This is a genomic window from Curtobacterium sp. ABR8, from assembly GCF_057812125.1.
In genome coordinates, this window is sequence record NZ_CM173818.1 from 3,414,621 (window position 1) to 3,431,976 (window position 17,356).

At 61.2% G+C, this 17,356-nt stretch carries 6 protein-coding genes and 6 rRNA genes; 1 reads left to right on the forward strand and 11 read right to left on the reverse strand.

Annotation, left to right across the window (positions count from 1 at the left end):
* Nucleotides 1-10 precede the first annotated feature (10 nt).
* From ACXKZB_RS16300 to ACXKZB_RS16320, 5 genes are read right to left on the reverse strand one after another with little or no spacing between them, the layout of a single operon-like run.
* The gene (locus ACXKZB_RS16300) at nt 11-934 is read right to left on the reverse strand and encodes an NAD kinase (RefSeq protein WP_123314358.1); all 924 of its coding nucleotides are present in this window, start codon (nt 932-934) and stop codon (nt 11-13) included.
* Nucleotides 931-1,743, reverse strand: a complete 813-nt coding sequence (locus ACXKZB_RS16305; RefSeq protein ID WP_488823857.1) for a TlyA family RNA methyltransferase — start codon at nt 1,741-1,743, stop codon at nt 931-933. The genes ACXKZB_RS16300 and ACXKZB_RS16305 overlap by 4 nt, the downstream gene beginning before the upstream one ends.
* Nucleotides 1,744-1,756: 13 nt before the next feature.
* Nucleotides 1,757-1,924: a hypothetical protein gene (locus tag ACXKZB_RS16310; protein ID WP_222658596.1), complete on the reverse strand. Its 168-nt coding sequence runs from the start codon at nt 1,922-1,924 to the stop codon at nt 1,757-1,759.
* Between the two features lie 10 nt (nt 1,925-1,934).
* On the reverse strand, nt 1,935-3,050 hold the full coding sequence (locus ACXKZB_RS16315; RefSeq protein WP_488823858.1) for an HAD-IIA family hydrolase: 1,116 nt from the start codon (nt 3,048-3,050) through the stop codon (nt 1,935-1,937).
* On the reverse strand, nt 2,938-3,756 hold the full coding sequence (locus ACXKZB_RS16320) for a hypothetical protein (RefSeq protein ID WP_488823859.1): 819 nt from the start codon (nt 3,754-3,756) through the stop codon (nt 2,938-2,940). Before ACXKZB_RS16320 ends, ACXKZB_RS16315 begins: the two co-directional genes overlap by 113 nt.
* Before the next feature lie 141 nt (nt 3,757-3,897).
* Between ACXKZB_RS16320 and ACXKZB_RS16325 the strand changes: the two genes are divergently transcribed.
* Complete coding sequence (locus ACXKZB_RS16325; protein WP_488823860.1) at nt 3,898-4,977, forward strand: hypothetical protein; 1,080 nt, start codon at nt 3,898-3,900, stop codon at nt 4,975-4,977.
* Nucleotides 4,978-5,177: 200 nt separating this feature from the next.
* On the opposite strand, the gene rrf (ACXKZB_RS16330) is transcribed toward ACXKZB_RS16325, so the two are convergent.
* The 6 genes from rrf (ACXKZB_RS16330) to ACXKZB_RS16355 all read right to left on the reverse strand — a co-directional run bounded on the left by rrf (ACXKZB_RS16330) (nt 5,178) and on the right by ACXKZB_RS16355 (nt 17,202).
* Nucleotides 5,178-5,294 (reverse strand): 5S ribosomal RNA (gene rrf / locus ACXKZB_RS16330).
* Nucleotides 5,295-5,425: 131 nt separating this feature from the next.
* A 23S ribosomal RNA gene (locus ACXKZB_RS16335) occupies nt 5,426-8,552 on the reverse strand.
* A 453-nt stretch (nt 8,553-9,005) separates the two neighbouring features.
* Nucleotides 9,006-10,527, reverse strand: a 16S ribosomal RNA gene (locus ACXKZB_RS16340).
* A 1,325-nt stretch (nt 10,528-11,852) separates the two neighbouring features.
* A 5S ribosomal RNA gene (gene rrf / locus ACXKZB_RS16345) occupies nt 11,853-11,969 on the reverse strand.
* Between the two features lie 131 nt (nt 11,970-12,100).
* Nucleotides 12,101-15,227: ribosomal RNA gene (locus ACXKZB_RS16350) — 23S ribosomal RNA — on the reverse strand.
* Between the two features lie 453 nt (nt 15,228-15,680).
* Nucleotides 15,681-17,202 (reverse strand): 16S ribosomal RNA (locus ACXKZB_RS16355).
* Together the 16S, 23S and 5S rRNA genes form the textbook arrangement of a ribosomal RNA operon.
* Nucleotides 17,203-17,356 lie beyond the last annotated feature (154 nt).

The window sequence follows — 17,356 nt, forward strand, 5'->3', positions numbered from 1 at the left end:
TGTCGGCCGGTCACAGGTCGTCCTCGTCGGTCTGCGGCCCGCGCCACCCGGTGACCGGGAGCCGGAACTTCGCGACCAGCCGATCGGTGAAGGGGGCGTCCTTGAGGCGCGCGACCCGCACCGGGTCCGGCGACCGTCGGACCTCGACCCGAGCGCCGGGCGGCAGGTCGTGCGTCCGGCGACCGTCGCACCACAGGACGCCGACGCCGCTCGTGCGCCGGAGGACCTCGATCGCGAGGACGCGGTCCGGACCCACCACGATCGGGCGGGAGAACAGGGCGTGCGCGCTGAGCGGCACCATCAGCAGGGCGTCGACGTCGGGCCAGACGATCGGACCACCGCCGGAGAACGAGTACGCCGTGGACCCGGTGGGGGTCGACACGACGACGCCGTCGCACCCGAACGAGGACAGCGGACGACCGTCGACCTCCGTCACCACCTCGAGCATGCGCTCGCGCGAGGCCTTCTCGATGGTGGCCTCGTTGAGCGCCCAGCTCGAGTAGACGATCTGGTTGCCGACGACGACGTCGACCTGCAGGGTGACGCGTTCCTCGACGTGGTACTCCCCCGACAGGGCGCGCTCGACGGTCTCGGCGAGGGCGTCCCGCTCGCTCTCCGCCAGGAAGCCGACGTGTCCGAGGTTCACACCGACGATCGGGGCACGCGTCTCGCGCACGAGTTCGGCCGCGCGCAGGATGGTGCCGTCGCCACCGAGCACGATGACGATCTCGAGCTGGTCCGCCTGGACGTCGACGCCGAGGATGTCGACCTGGCCCACCGAGGCCTCGGCCCGGCGGATGTCGGCGTACTCGTCGAACGGCATCACCGGGACCAGACCGGCGGCGTGCAGCAGGTCGCAGACCTCCACCGCAGCATCGATCGAGTCACGGCGACCCGTGTGGGAGACGAGCAGGATGTGCCGGTCGTCGCTCATGCGGTCCCCTCTGTGAGTTCGGTTGCCCGGACTCTCCATTCTGTCGGATTGCCACCGACACCACGCTGGAAGCGCGCGAGGTACTCGTGGTTGCCGTGCGTCCCGATGATCGGCGACGCCGCGAGCCCGGTGGTCCCGAAGCCGAGGTCCCACGCCGCCCACAGGACGTTCATCAGGGCGTCGTCACGGAGGGCCGGGTCGTGCACGATGCCCTCGCGCACCCCACCACGGCCGACCTCGAACTGCGGCTTCACGAGCAGGACGAAGTCGTCGGCGGGCACGGCCTCGGCCAGGGCGGGCAGCACCAGCCGCAGCGAGATGAACGACAGGTCGCCGACGACCAGGGTCGTCTCGGCTGCGGCGCCGTCGAGCGCGAGGTAGTCGGACCGAGTCAGACTGCGGGCGTTGGTGCCCTCGACCACGGCGACACGCTCGTCGACCGCGATCGACGGGTGCAGTTGGCCGTGCCCGACGTCGAGCGCGATGACACGACGAGCACCACGGGCCAGGAGCACCTGGGTGAAGCCGCCCGTGCTGGCGCCGACGTCCAGCACCACACGACCGGACGGGTCGACCGCGAAGGCGTCGAGCGCTCCGACGAGCTTCCGGGCAGCGCGGGAGACCCACTCGTCGGCCGCGTCGACCACGATGTCGGCACCCGGGGCGGTCGGGGCAGCGGGCTTCACGACGGGACGGCCGTCGACCGTCACCCGGCCGTCCTGGATGAGCCTGGAAGCAGCGGTCCGCGACCGCGCGAGTCCGCGCGTCGCGAGGAGGGCGTCGAGGCGGACCGGGGTCGCGTCGGGCACGGCTCCGTCCGGTTCAGGCACTCGCGGAGCCGCCGCCCTCGAGCCGCGTGCGCAGCTCGTCGTGCAGTGCGGAGAACGCGTCGGCGCGCTCGACGAGCGGCAGGGCTTCGGCCGCCGAGGTGCGCGCGGCGAACTCGTCCTGCGGTTCCAGGTCGGCGGACGGCTGCTCGGGGGTCGGCACGTCCGACACGCTACTCGCCCCCGTACAGCTGCGGGTCCACGTCGAGGCCGTAGATGGCCAGACCGGACTCCCAGATCAGGGCCGCACCGGCGCGGAGGCGATCGATGTCGCTCCCCGCGTCGAGCACCCGCACGACGTGCCCGCGCATCGCCACGGTGGCGCTGCCGACGGTGACGTACCGCGTGCCGTCGTCGTCCTGTCGCCGGACGGTCACCGGGTAGGGCTCGGACAGGCCGCGGAGGTCCTCGAGCACGAACACCGGACGCGAGCGTTGGTCGGCGGCGAGCACCTGCTTCGCCTGGTCGATGCCCGTCAGCACGAGGACGCTCGGGATCCCGACGTCGTTCGCCCCCTTGATGTCGGTGTCGAGACGGTCACCGATGAACAGTGTTCGCCCGCCGCCGAAGCGCTCGACCGCTGCATCGAAGATCGGACGCTCCGGCTTGCCGGCGACCACGGGCATGCGTCCCACGGCCTGGTGGACGGCGGACACGAGCGTGCCGTTGCCCGGCGCGATGCCGCGCTCGACCGGGATCGACCAGTCCATGTTCGTCGCGACCCACGGGATCGCCGGATCGGCCAGCGCGAAGGACGCCTCGGCCAGCTCCTTCCACCCGAGGTCCGGGGAGAAGCCCTGGATGACCGCGGCCGGGGAGTCCTCGGCGCTGCTCGTCACCGTGAAGCCGGCGGCCTCGACGATGCTCGAGAGTCCGAGTCCACCGGTGACGAGCACGGTCGAGCCGGCGGGCACCAGCGTCGAGAGGAGCTGGACACCCGCCTGCGATGACGTGACGACGTCGTCCTCGGACACCTCCAGCCCGTAGCGCTCGAGGTGCTCGGCCACGTCGATCGGTCGCCGGGAGGCGTTGTTCGTGATGTACCCGACGCGGGCGCTCAGCGATGCCCGTGTGAGCGCCTCGACCGCGTGCGGGATCGCGTTCCGGCCCCGGTAGACGACGCCGTCGAGGTCCGTCAGGACGACGTCGACGCCGTCCGTCGGCGCGGTCGGGACGTCAGTCGGCTGCGGAGCCGTCGACGTCGCGGGGGTTGTCGTCGTCGACTTCGCCGGGCTGGTCGGCTTCGCCGGGCTCCCCGACGACGTCGGGCTCAGCGAAGACTGGTTCATCGGCGAGGTAGGCGTCTTCGGAGTCGGCGTCGTCGAGCTGCTCGGCGTCGTCGAGCTGCTCGGCGTCTCCGTGTTCTTCGACCTCGAGCGTTTCCTCGACCACATCAACTGTCTCCCAAGCGTTCTCGTCGGCGGCTTCGGCCAGGGCCGCTGCCGCACGGTCGACACGGGCCCACCACTCGTCGGCCTCGTCCTGCCGGCCAAGCTCCTCGAGCGTGGCCGCGTAAGCACTGTAGAGCGCCGGCGACCACGTGTAGGCCGTGGACGGGTCGAGCTGTGGAATCTCCAGCTCACCGAGCGCGGCTGTGGGGTTCCCGAGGTCGAGACGAGCGCCGGACATCGCGATCGCGAGCTCGACCTGCACCGCGGTGTCGAGCGCGGCACGCTCCACCGAACGTCCGAGCTCGAGTGCTCGCTCCGGACGGCCGAGGCCTCGCTCGCAGTCCACCATCATCGGGAGCTGGTCGTTGCGACCGGAGATGCGCCGGTAGGTACGGAGCTCGCGGAGTGCCGTCGCGAAGTCACCCAGGCGGTACGCCGTGATCGCAGCGGTCTCGCGGACGACACCGACGCGACCCGCACGACGAGCGGCGCTGAGGGCGTGCTCGTTGGCCAGGGCGGGGTCCTCGTCGACGAACAGCGCCGCAGCCACGAGGTGCCGGGCGACCCAGTCAGCGTTGTCCTTGCTGAGCGTCTTCAGCTCCATGCGCGCTGCGGGGTCGAGGTCACGCGCATCGATCTCGTCGGGAATGTCCGGGTCGTCGTGACGCGGACGGATCGACTTCGTGCCGTACGGGTCGCGGTCTTCCCAGTCGTCACGGGCCGCTTCGCCGAAGCGTGCGCCGGCGTGACGCGTCCCGTCCCCGAAGCGGCGTCGGTCGTCGCCACCATCACGGCGCGGACGGTCGCCGTCGCGGGCGGGACGGTCGGAGCCGCCGCGGAAGGCCGGGCGGTCGCCATCACGACGCGGACGATCCGACGATCCACCGCGGAACGACGGGCGGTCGTCGTCACGACGCGGACGGTCACCGTCGCGGGCGGGACGATCGGAACCGCCGCGGTACGCGGGACGGTCGCCATCACGACGAGGACGATCCGAGGGACCACCGCGGAACGGACGATCGCCGTCACGAGCCGGGCGGTCCGAGCCGCCACGGTACGGACGGTCTCCATCGCGAGCGGGGCGATCGGAACCGCCGCGGTACGCGGGCCGGTCACCATCGCGACGCGGACGATCCGAGGAACCCCCGCGGAACGGACGATCGCCGTCACGAGCCGGGCGGTCCGAGCCGCCACGGTACGGACGGTCACCGTCGCGTGCGGGACGATCGGAACCGCCGCGGTACGCGGGCCGGTCGCCATCGCGACGCGGACGATCCGAACCGCCCTGGTACGGACGGTCGCCGTCACGACGCGGTCGGTCCGAGCCACCGCGGTAGGCGGGACGGTCGCCATCTCGGGCGGGACGGTCCGACCGGAACGGCCGATCACCATCACGACGCGGGCGGTCAGAACCGCCCTGGTACGGACGATCGCCGTCGCGGCGCGCGCGGTCCGCACCCCGAGGGCCATCGCCGCGAGGCGGACGCCCGGAGTCACCGCGATCGCTCCGCCACGATGGACGATCGTCTCGGTCACCGGAACGGAACGACCGGTCACCCCCGCTCCGAGGAGCGCTGTCACGACGCGCAGCACCGTCGCGGAACGGACGGTCGGAGCGCTCCGGGCGGTCGCGACGCTCGCCCTCGCGTCGTTCGAAGTCACGAGGGCCGGACGACCAACGGCCTCCGCTCGCACCCTCACCCCGCGGGGCTCCGTCGCGGCGAGGAGCCCGATCGTCTCGTCGGGGTCGATCTCCCCGGTCGCCGTCGTTCCGTCGCTCGTCGTCGTTCGCCACCGTTGCTCCTCATCGCGTGCCCGAGCCTGAGGTCGGGCGTTCGTCCGCTGTGTCGTTGTGTTGGGTGCCGCGTCGGTCGGACCGACGTTCAGGCTCCAGTCCATCACGAACCGGAGCCGGCGTCGAGCGTCGAGCGGCGAAACAGAAATGGCCACCGGCCGCCACCGTGAACGAGGGTCTCCCCTACGAGTTCACGATGGAGGGCCGATGGCCACATCTTCTTACGTTAAGTCCGGCGGCGTCCTACTCTCCCACAAGGTCCCCCTTGCAGTACCATCGGCGCTGAGAGGCTTAGCTTCCGGGTTCGGAATGTGACCGGGCGTTTCCCTCTCGCTATGACCACCGGAACACTGTCGACCATGATCTGGTCTCAAACATGTCCCAGCTGTAGCTGAGTTATTCAGTTTGATTCCCGATCGTCTGTCGGGAACCACAAAGTGGACGCGAGCCCGTGCAACAAGTGCACGGAAATCAGTGTGTTATCAAGTCTTCGGCTTATTAGTACCGGTCAGCTCCACGGGTCGTTAGTCCCCGCTTCCACATCCGGCCTATCAACCCAGTAGTCTGCTGGGAGCCTCTCACACTCAAGGTGCATGGAAATCTCATCTCGAAGACGGCTTCCCGCTTAGATGCTTTCAGCGGTTATCCGGTCCGAACGTAGCTAATCAGCGGTGCCCTTGGCAGAACAACTGACACACCAGAGGTTCGTCCATCCCGGTCCTCTCGTACTAGGGATAGATCTTCTCAAATTTCCAACGCGCGCAGCGGATAGGGACCGAACTGTCTCACGACGTTCTAAACCCAGCTCGCGTACCGCTTTAATGGGCGAACAGCCCAACCCTTGGGACCTACTCCAGCCCCAGGATGCGACGAGCCGACATCGAGGTGCCAAACCATGCCGTCGATATGGACTCTTGGGCAAGATCAGCCTGTTATCCCCGAGGTACCTTTTATCCGTTGAGCGACAGCGCTTCCACAAGCCACTGCCGGATCACTAGTCCCGACTTTCGTCCCTGCTCGACCTGTCAGTCTCACAGTCAAGCTCCCTTGTGCACTTACACTCGCCACCTGATTGCCAACCAGGTTGAGGGAACCTTTGGGCGCCTCCGTTACTCTTTGGGAGGCAACCGCCCCAGTTAAACTACCCATCAGGCACTGTCCATGAACCCGATCAGGGTCCTACGTTAGACATCCAGAGTGACCAGAGTGGTATTTCAACAATGACTCCACGAACACTAGCGTGCCCGCTTCACAGTCTCCCACCTATCCTACACAAGCCACACCGAACACCAATACCAAACTGTAGTAAAGGTCACGGGGTCTTTCCGTCCTGCTGCGCGTAACGAGCATCTTTACTCGTAGTGCAATTTCGCCGAGTTCGCGGTTGAGACAGCTGGGAAGTCGTTACGCCATTCGTGCAGGTCGGAACTTACCCGACAAGGAATTTCGCTACCTTAGGATGGTTATAGTTACCACCGCCGTTTACTGGGGCTTAAATTCAGAGCTTCGCCCAAAGGCTAACCCTTCCTCTTAACCTTCCAGCACCGGGCAGGCGTCAGTCCGTATACATCGTCTTGCGACTTCGCACGGACCTGTGTTTTTAGTAAACAGTCGCTTCCCACTGGTCTCTGCGGCCTTCAACGCTCACGGAGTAAATCCGGTCACGTGTCCGGCCCCCCTTCTCCCGAAGTTACGGGGGCATTTTGCCGAGTTCCTTAACCACGATTCTCTCGATCTCCTTGGTATTCTCTACCTGACCACCTGAGTCGGTTTCGGGTACGGGCGGCTGCAACCTCGCGTCGATGCTTTTCTCGGCAGCATAGGATCACTGATTTCCCCTTACGGGTACGCGTCGGATCTCAGGCACACAGACGACGGATTTGCCTATCGTCAGCCCTACATCCTTACACCAGGTTCACCTTACGGATACCATCGCCTGGCTCAGCTACCTTCCTGCGTCACACCTGTTCATACGCTAACCGCACCAGCATGGGGTCGAGCGTTAGACCGGCCACCATCACCCCGAAGGGATCCGGTCGTCCGGGTTAGGACTCTTAGCACCACTGGATTAGCTTGGGCGGTTGTTCGCCGGTACGGGAATATCAACCCGTTGTCCATCGACTACGCCTGTCGGCCTCGCCTTAGGTCCCGACTTACCCAGGGCGGATTAACCTGGCCCTGGAACCCTTGGTCTTTCGGAGGACGGGTTTCTCACCCGTCTTTCGCTACTCATGCCTGCATTCTCACTCGTGTAGCGTCCACGGCTGGATCACTCCGCCGCTTCACTCGCCACACGACGCTCTCCTACCACTCCGCACGACTGAACCACGAAGGCTTGTCAATGTGCGAAATCTACAACTTCGGTGGTGTGCTTGAGCCCCGTTACATTGTCGGCGCGGAATCACTTGACCAGTGAGCTATTACGCACTCTTTCAAGGGTGGCTGCTTCTAAGCCAACCTCCTGGTTGTCTATGCAACTCCACATCCTTTCCCACTTAGCACACGCTTAGGGACCTTAGTTGGTAGTCTGGGTTGTTTCCCTCTCGACGATGAAGCTTATCCCCCACCGTCTCACTGCTGCGCTCTCACTCACCGGCATTCGGAGTTTGGCTGACGTCAGTAACCTGTTGAGGCCCATCGGCCATCCAGTAGCTCTACCTCCGGCGAGAAACACGCAACGCTGCACCTAAATGCATTTCGGAGAGAACCAGCTATCACGAAGTTTGATTGGCCTTTCACCCCTATCCACAGCTCATCCCCTCCATTTTCAACTGAAGTGGGTTCGGTCCTCCACGACGTCTTACCGTCGCTTCAACCTGGCCATGGATAGATCACTTCGCTTCGGGTCTAGAACATGCGACTCAAACGCCCTATTCAGACTCGCTTTCGCTACGGCTGCCCCACACGGGTTAACCTCGCCACATATCACTAACTCGCAGGCTCATTCTTCAAAAGGCACGCCGTCACCCCTACTAAGGAGGCTCCGACGGTTTGTAAGCAAACGGTTTCAGGTACTATTTCACTCCCCTCCCGGGGTACTTTTCACCTTTCCCTCACGGTACTTGTCCGCTATCGGTCATCTGGGAGTATTTAGGCTTATCAGGTGGTCCTGACAGATTCACACGGGATTTCTCGGGCCCCGTGCTACTTGGGATACACATCCGGCCATAACACCATTTCGTCTACGGGGCTGGCACCCACTACGGCCCGGCTTTCAAACCGGTTCGACTATGATGCGCTGTAACCGCCCCAGTCCGGCAGAACTGAGTGACGTGTCCCACAACCCCGACCATGCAACGCCCGCCGGCTATCACACATGATCGGTTTAGCCTCATCCGCTTTCGCTCGCCACTACTCACGGAATCACATGTTGTTTTCTCTTCCTGTGGGTACTGAGATGTTTCACTTCCCCACGTTCCCTCTACCCGCCCTATATATTCAGGCGGGAGTCACCAGGTCACAAAAGCGCCCAGCGGGGTTTCCCCATTCGGAAATCCTCGGATCAGGGCTCGATTATCAGCTCCCCGAGGCTTATCGCAGATTTCTACGTCCTTCTTCGGCTCCAGATGCCAAGGCATCCACCGTTTGCTCTTAGAAACTTGACCACAAAGATTAAAATTGCGATCCGTCATCACCCACAACCATCAGCCCGAAGACCTCAGATCGATTGGATGACGCGAATCAAAGATGCTCGCGTCCACTGTGTAGTTCTCAACATACGATCGGCACCACACTCCCCACCGTCCAGTGACAGTGCTTCATGCGGCCCAACGAAGGACACACCACGGATCACTCCATGCGGCCCAACCCCCAACCCGCCTCACAGCAGATCAGGAAGCCTGGTCCCTCAGGACCCAACAACGTGCACCAGCCAGCCCGTGCGACACCAACCCGTTCCAACCCCGCAAGCGGAGCGTACTGAGGCCAGCACCATCGGTACCAGCTGCACTGTCAATGTTCCACCCATGAGCTACCCGTCGGACACGTTCGGTCCGAATCAGGCGCCTGGACCATGCGTGCCCCAATGAAGGGACACCACGAGGCCAGATGCTCCTTAGAAAGGAGGTGATCCAGCCGCACCTTCCGGTACGGCTACCTTGTTACGACTTAGTCCTAATCACCGATCCCACCTTCGACGGCTCCTTCCACAAGGGTTAGGCCACCGGCTTCGGGTGTTACCGACTTTCATGACTTGACGGGCGGTGTGTACAAGGCCCGGGAACGTATTCACCGCAGCGTTGCTGATCTGCGATTACTAGCGACTCCGACTTCATGAGGTCGAGTTGCAGACCTCAATCCGAACTGAGACCGGCTTTTTGGGATTCGCTCCACCTTACGGTATCGCAGCCCTTTGTACCGGCCATTGTAGCATGCGTGAAGCCCAAGACATAAGGGGCATGATGATTTGACGTCATCCCCACCTTCCTCCGAGTTGACCCCGGCAGTCTCCTATGAGTCCCCGGCATAACCCGCTGGCAACATAGAACGAGGGTTGCGCTCGTTGCGGGACTTAACCCAACATCTCACGACACGAGCTGACGACAACCATGCACCACCTGTACACCGACCACAAGGGGGCGACCATCTCTGGCCGTTTCCGGTGTATGTCAAGCCTTGGTAAGGTTCTTCGCGTTGCATCGAATTAATCCGCATGCTCCGCCGCTTGTGCGGGCCCCCGTCAATTCCTTTGAGTTTTAGCCTTGCGGCCGTACTCCCCAGGCGGGGCGCTTAATGCGTTAGCTACGACACAGAAACCGTGGAAAGGTCCCTACATCTAGCGCCCAACGTTTACGGCATGGACTACCAGGGTATCTAATCCTGTTCGCTCCCCATGCTTTCGCTCCTCAGCGTCAGTTACGGCCCAGAGATCTGCCTTCGCCATCGGTGTTCCTCCTGATATCTGCGCATTCCACCGCTACACCAGGAATTCCAATCTCCCCTACCGCACTCTAGTCTGCCCGTACCCACTGCAAGCCCGAGGTTGAGCCTCGGGATTTCACAGCAGACGCGACAAACCGCCTACGAGCTCTTTACGCCCAATAATTCCGGACAACGCTTGCACCCTACGTATTACCGCGGCTGCTGGCACGTAGTTAGCCGGTGCTTTTTCTGCAGGTACCGTCACTTTCGCTTCTTCCCTACTAAAAGAGGTTTACAACCCGAAGGCCGTCATCCCTCACGCGGCGTTGCTGCATCAGGCTTTCGCCCATTGTGCAATATTCCCCACTGCTGCCTCCCGTAGGAGTCTGGGCCGTGTCTCAGTCCCAGTGTGGCCGGTCACCCTCTCAGGCCGGCTACCCGTCGTCGCCTTGGTGAGCCATTACCTCACCAACAAGCTGATAGGCCGCGAGTCCATCCCCAACCAAAAAATCTTTCCACCACCAGACCATGCGGCCAGTGATCATATCCAGTATTAGACGTCGTTTCCAACGCTTATCCCAGAGTCAGGGGCAGGTTACTCACGTGTTACTCACCCGTTCGCCACTAATCCACCCAGCAAGCTGGGCATCATCGTTCGACTTGCATGTGTTAAGCACGCCGCCAGCGTTCGTCCTGAGCCAGGATCAAACTCTCCGTAAAAAAATACAGACCCAACACTCGAAAGTGTCAGACCGAGTTGATTCTGACTGTTGACTGTCTACTGACAATCTTCAATCCAAAAGGAATTGTCTCAAACCCAACCAACCCGAAGGAAGGCCAGGCACGAGGTCAATCAATAAATTGGCATTGACAATGTGCACGCTGTTGAGTTCTCAAGGACCAGACGCACTCCCCATTCGGTACCATCAGGCACTTCGTCAGAGAGGCATTCGTCTCGCGACACTGCAGGTCACCTCGGTCGAGACCGTGGTTTTCATGGGTGTCGGTTGCCTGAGCGGGACCCCGTCCGGACTGCATCTCCAGGTGGTTCCACCTGGTGACCGTCTCGGCCGTTCCGTTCTCCGCCTCAGCGGCAACGAGTGACAACATTACGGGGAGGTGAACGGGAGCGCCAGCCGGGCCACATCCCGGGCGTGTCGCAGGGTGGGCCCGCCCGAACCAGGTCCGTTACCGGTCGGACTGTCCCGATGGGTCCGCCCGCGGGACACCGGGACACCGGGACACCGGGACACCGGGACACCGGGACACCGGGACACCGGGACACCGGGACACCGGGACACCGGGACACCGGGACACCGGGACACCGGGACACCGGGACACCGGGACACCGGGACACCGGGACACCGGGACACCGGGACACCGGGACACCGGGACACCGGGACCAGCATCTCCCCCCAGGCAGCCTCATGACCAGCTTCGGCGGCGTACTCGGCTGGTCCGCTCAGACCGGGAACCAACACGCGCTCAGCTCGGACGACCGCCATCGGCCCACAGCGCAGCCGCTCATCACGGCGACCCCACCGCGCTCAGTCATGGATCGAGATCCCGTCGCGATCCACTGCGACGGCTCAGCACGGTTCAGAGCCAGCTCGAGGCACAGGCGTGCTCGCGCGAACCTCCCCGCTACAAGTCGGCCCGACGACTGAAGCCACTCACGGCTGCCAACGACCACCAGAACACACTGGCGGCGATGCCGCCCGTAACCTCGCTGCTCGCTCGTCACTGAGCCCCGCCGGCCCCGACGTACGCCGGAGCAGCAAACGACCGAGGCGGCACCCGCGCGCGACGCCTCGTCAGCAGAGAGGGCGGGTTGGCTGCCGTCGACGCAACTCGACCTTCGCTGCTCGTGAAGCACCAGCGCCGGCCACGAAGGGGGCAAACCAATTCGGAGGCAGGAATGGACGGACGGCATCCGCTGACAGCAGCCCCTTCTCCCCACGAAGAGCCGCCCCTGCAAAAGCACCGGAAACGCAGAAAACCCCTGACCAGTGCTGGTCAGGGGTTCCCTGGTGTTACTACGTTAAGTCCGGCGGCGTCCTACTCTCCCACAAGGTCCCCCTTGCAGTACCATCGGCGCTGAGAGGCTTAGCTTCCGGGTTCGGAATGTGACCGGGCGTTTCCCTCTCGCTATGACCACCGGAACACTGTCGACCATGATCTGGTCTCAAACATGTCCCAGCTGTAGCTGAGTTATTCAGTTTGATTCCCGATCGTCTGTCGGGAACCACAAAGTGGACGCGAGCCCGTGCAACAAGTGCACGGAAATCAGTGTGTTATCAAGTCTTCGGCTTATTAGTACCGGTCAGCTCCACGGGTCGTTAGTCCCCGCTTCCACATCCGGCCTATCAACCCAGTAGTCTGCTGGGAGCCTCTCACACTCAAGGTGCATGGAAATCTCATCTCGAAGACGGCTTCCCGCTTAGATGCTTTCAGCGGTTATCCGGTCCGAACGTAGCTAATCAGCGGTGCCCTTGGCAGAACAACTGACACACCAGAGGTTCGTCCATCCCGGTCCTCTCGTACTAGGGATAGATCTTCTCAAATTTCCAACGCGCGCAGCGGATAGGGACCGAACTGTCTCACGACGTTCTAAACCCAGCTCGCGTACCGCTTTAATGGGCGAACAGCCCAACCCTTGGGACCTACTCCAGCCCCAGGATGCGACGAGCCGACATCGAGGTGCCAAACCATGCCGTCGATATGGACTCTTGGGCAAGATCAGCCTGTTATCCCCGAGGTACCTTTTATCCGTTGAGCGACAGCGCTTCCACAAGCCACTGCCGGATCACTAGTCCCGACTTTCGTCCCTGCTCGACCTGTCAGTCTCACAGTCAAGCTCCCTTGTGCACTTACACTCGCCACCTGATTGCCAACCAGGTTGAGGGAACCTTTGGGCGCCTCCGTTACTCTTTGGGAGGCAACCGCCCCAGTTAAACTACCCATCAGGCACTGTCCATGAACCCGATCAGGGTCCTACGTTAGACATCCAGAGTGACCAGAGTGGTATTTCAACAATGACTCCACGAACACTAGCGTGCCCGCTTCACAGTCTCCCACCTATCCTACACAAGCCACACCGAACACCAATACCAAACTGTAGTAAAGGTCACGGGGTCTTTCCGTCCTGCTGCGCGTAACGAGCATCTTTACTCGTAGTGCAATTTCGCCGAGTTCGCGGTTGAGACAGCTGGGAAGTCGTTACGCCATTCGTGCAGGTCGGAACTTACCCGACAAGGAATTTCGCTACCTTAGGATGGTTATAGTTACCACCGCCGTTTACTGGGGCTTAAATTCAGAGCTTCGCCCAAAGGCTAACCCTTCCTCTTAACCTTCCAGCACCGGGCAGGCGTCAGTCCGTATACATCGTCTTGCGACTTCGCACGGACCTGTGTTTTTAGTAAACAGTCGCTTCCCACTGGTCTCTGCGGCCTTCAACGCTCACGGAGTAAATCCGGTCACGTGTCCGGCCCCCCTTCTCCCGAAGTTACGGGGGCATTTTGCCGAGTTCCTTAACCACGATTCTCTCGATCTCCTTGGTATTCTCTACCTGACCACCTGAGTCGGTTTCGGGTACGGGCGGCTGCAACCTCGCGTCGATGCTTTTCTCGGCAGCATAGGATCACTGATTTCCCCTTACGGGTACGCGTCGGATCTCAGGCACACAGACGACGGATTTGCCTATCGTCAGCCCTACATCCTTACACCAGGTTCACCTTACGGATACCATCGCCTGGCTCAGCTACCTTCCTGCGTCACACCTGTTCATACGCTAACCGCACCAGCATGGGGTCGAGCGTTAGACCGGCCACCATCACCCCGAAGGGATCCGGTCGTCCGGGTTAGGACTCTTAGCACCACTGGATTAGCTTGGGCGGTTGTTCGCCGGTACGGGAATATCAACCCGTTGTCCATCGACTACGCCTGTCGGCCTCGCCTTAGGTCCCGACTTACCCAGGGCGGATTAACCTGGCCCTGGAACCCTTGGTCTTTCGGAGGACGGGTTTCTCACCCGTCTTTCGCTACTCATGCCTGCATTCTCACTCGTGTAGCGTCCACGGCTGGATCACTCCGCCGCTTCACTCGCCACACGACGCTCTCCTACCACTCCGCACGACTGAACCACGAAGGCTTGTCAATGTGCGAAATCTACAACTTCGGTGGTGTGCTTGAGCCCCGTTACATTGTCGGCGCGGAATCACTTGACCAGTGAGCTATTACGCACTCTTTCAAGGGTGGCTGCTTCTAAGCCAACCTCCTGGTTGTCTATGCAACTCCACATCCTTTCCCACTTAGCACACGCTTAGGGACCTTAGTTGGTAGTCTGGGTTGTTTCCCTCTCGACGATGAAGCTTATCCCCCACCGTCTCACTGCTGCGCTCTCACTCACCGGCATTCGGAGTTTGGCTGACGTCAGTAACCTGTTGAGGCCCATCGGCCATCCAGTAGCTCTACCTCCGGCGAGAAACACGCAACGCTGCACCTAAATGCATTTCGGAGAGAACCAGCTATCACGAAGTTTGATTGGCCTTTCACCCCTATCCACAGCTCATCCCCTCCATTTTCAACTGAAGTGGGTTCGGTCCTCCACGACGTCTTACCGTCGCTTCAACCTGGCCATGGATAGATCACTTCGCTTCGGGTCTAGAACATGCGACTCAAACGCCCTATTCAGACTCGCTTTCGCTACGGCTGCCCCACACGGGTTAACCTCGCCACATATCACTAACTCGCAGGCTCATTCTTCAAAAGGCACGCCGTCACCCCTACTAAGGAGGCTCCGACGGTTTGTAAGCAAACGGTTTCAGGTACTATTTCACTCCCCTCCCGGGGTACTTTTCACCTTTCCCTCACGGTACTTGTCCGCTATCGGTCATCTGGGAGTATTTAGGCTTATCAGGTGGTCCTGACAGATTCACACGGGATTTCTCGGGCCCCGTGCTACTTGGGATACACATCCGGCCATAACACCATTTCGTCTACGGGGCTGGCACCCACTACGGCCCGGCTTTCAAACCGGTTCGACTATGATGCGCTGTAACCGCCCCAGTCCGGCAGAACTGAGTGACGTGTCCCACAACCCCGACCATGCAACGCCCGCCGGCTATCACACATGATCGGTTTAGCCTCATCCGCTTTCGCTCGCCACTACTCACGGAATCACATGTTGTTTTCTCTTCCTGTGGGTACTGAGATGTTTCACTTCCCCACGTTCCCTCTACCCGCCCTATATATTCAGGCGGGAGTCACCAGGTCACAAAAGCGCCCAGCGGGGTTTCCCCATTCGGAAATCCTCGGATCAGGGCTCGATTATCAGCTCCCCGAGGCTTATCGCAGATTTCTACGTCCTTCTTCGGCTCCAGATGCCAAGGCATCCACCGTTTGCTCTTAGAAACTTGACCACAAAGATTAAAATTGCGATCCGTCATCACCCACAACCATCAGCCCGAAGACCTCAGATCGATTGGATGACGCGAATCAAAGATGCTCGCGTCCACTGTGTAGTTCTCAACATACGATCGGCACCACACTCCCCACCGTCCAGTGACAGTGCTTCATGCGGCCCAACGAAGGACACACCACGGATCACTCCATGCGGCCCAACCCCCAACCCGCCTCACAGCAGATCAGGAAGCCTGGTCCCTCAGGACCCAACAACGTGCACCAGCCAGCCCGTGCGACACCAACCCGTTCCAACCCCGCAAGCGGAGCGTACTGAGGCCAGCACCATCGGTACCAGCTGCACTGTCAATGTTCCACCCATGAGCTACCCGTCGGACACGTTCGGTCCGAATCAGGCGCCTGGACCATGCGTGCCCCAATGAAGGGACACCACGAGGCCAGATGCTCCTTAGAAAGGAGGTGATCCAGCCGCACCTTCCGGTACGGCTACCTTGTTACGACTTAGTCCTAATCACCGATCCCACCTTCGACGGCTCCTTCCACAAGGGTTAGGCCACCGGCTTCGGGTGTTACCGACTTTCATGACTTGACGGGCGGTGTGTACAAGGCCCGGGAACGTATTCACCGCAGCGTTGCTGATCTGCGATTACTAGCGACTCCGACTTCATGAGGTCGAGTTGCAGACCTCAATCCGAACTGAGACCGGCTTTTTGGGATTCGCTCCACCTTACGGTATCGCAGCCCTTTGTACCGGCCATTGTAGCATGCGTGAAGCCCAAGACATAAGGGGCATGATGATTTGACGTCATCCCCACCTTCCTCCGAGTTGACCCCGGCAGTCTCCTATGAGTCCCCGGCATAACCCGCTGGCAACATAGAACGAGGGTTGCGCTCGTTGCGGGACTTAACCCAACATCTCACGACACGAGCTGACGACAACCATGCACCACCTGTACACCGACCACAAGGGGGCGACCATCTCTGGCCGTTTCCGGTGTATGTCAAGCCTTGGTAAGGTTCTTCGCGTTGCATCGAATTAATCCGCATGCTCCGCCGCTTGTGCGGGCCCCCGTCAATTCCTTTGAGTTTTAGCCTTGCGGCCGTACTCCCCAGGCGGGGCGCTTAATGCGTTAGCTACGACACAGAAACCGTGGAAAGGTCCCTACATCTAGCGCCCAACGTTTACGGCATGGACTACCAGGGTATCTAATCCTGTTCGCTCCCCATGCTTTCGCTCCTCAGCGTCAGTTACGGCCCAGAGATCTGCCTTCGCCATCGGTGTTCCTCCTGATATCTGCGCATTCCACCGCTACACCAGGAATTCCAATCTCCCCTACCGCACTCTAGTCTGCCCGTACCCACTGCAAGCCCGAGGTTGAGCCTCGGGATTTCACAGCAGACGCGACAAACCGCCTACGAGCTCTTTACGCCCAATAATTCCGGACAACGCTTGCACCCTACGTATTACCGCGGCTGCTGGCACGTAGTTAGCCGGTGCTTTTTCTGCAGGTACCGTCACTTTCGCTTCTTCCCTACTAAAAGAGGTTTACAACCCGAAGGCCGTCATCCCTCACGCGGCGTTGCTGCATCAGGCTTTCGCCCATTGTGCAATATTCCCCACTGCTGCCTCCCGTAGGAGTCTGGGCCGTGTCTCAGTCCCAGTGTGGCCGGTCACCCTCTCAGGCCGGCTACCCGTCGTCGCCTTGGTGAGCCATTACCTCACCAACAAGCTGATAGGCCGCGAGTCCATCCCCAACCAAAAAATCTTTCCACCACCAGACCATGCGGCCAGTGATCATATCCAGTATTAGACGTCGTTTCCAACGCTTATCCCAGAGTCAGGGGCAGGTTACTCACGTGTTACTCACCCGTTCGCCACTAATCCACCCAGCAAGCTGGGCATCATCGTTCGACTTGCATGTGTTAAGCACGCCGCCAGCGTTCGTCCTGAGCCAGGATCAAACTCTCCGTAAAAAAATACAGACCCGACACCCGAAAGTGTCAGACCGAGTTGATTCTGACTGTTGACTGTCTACTGACAATCTTCAATCCAAAAGGAATTGTCTCAAACCCAACCAACCCGAAGGAAGGCCAGGCACGAGGTCAATCAATAAATTGGCATTGACAA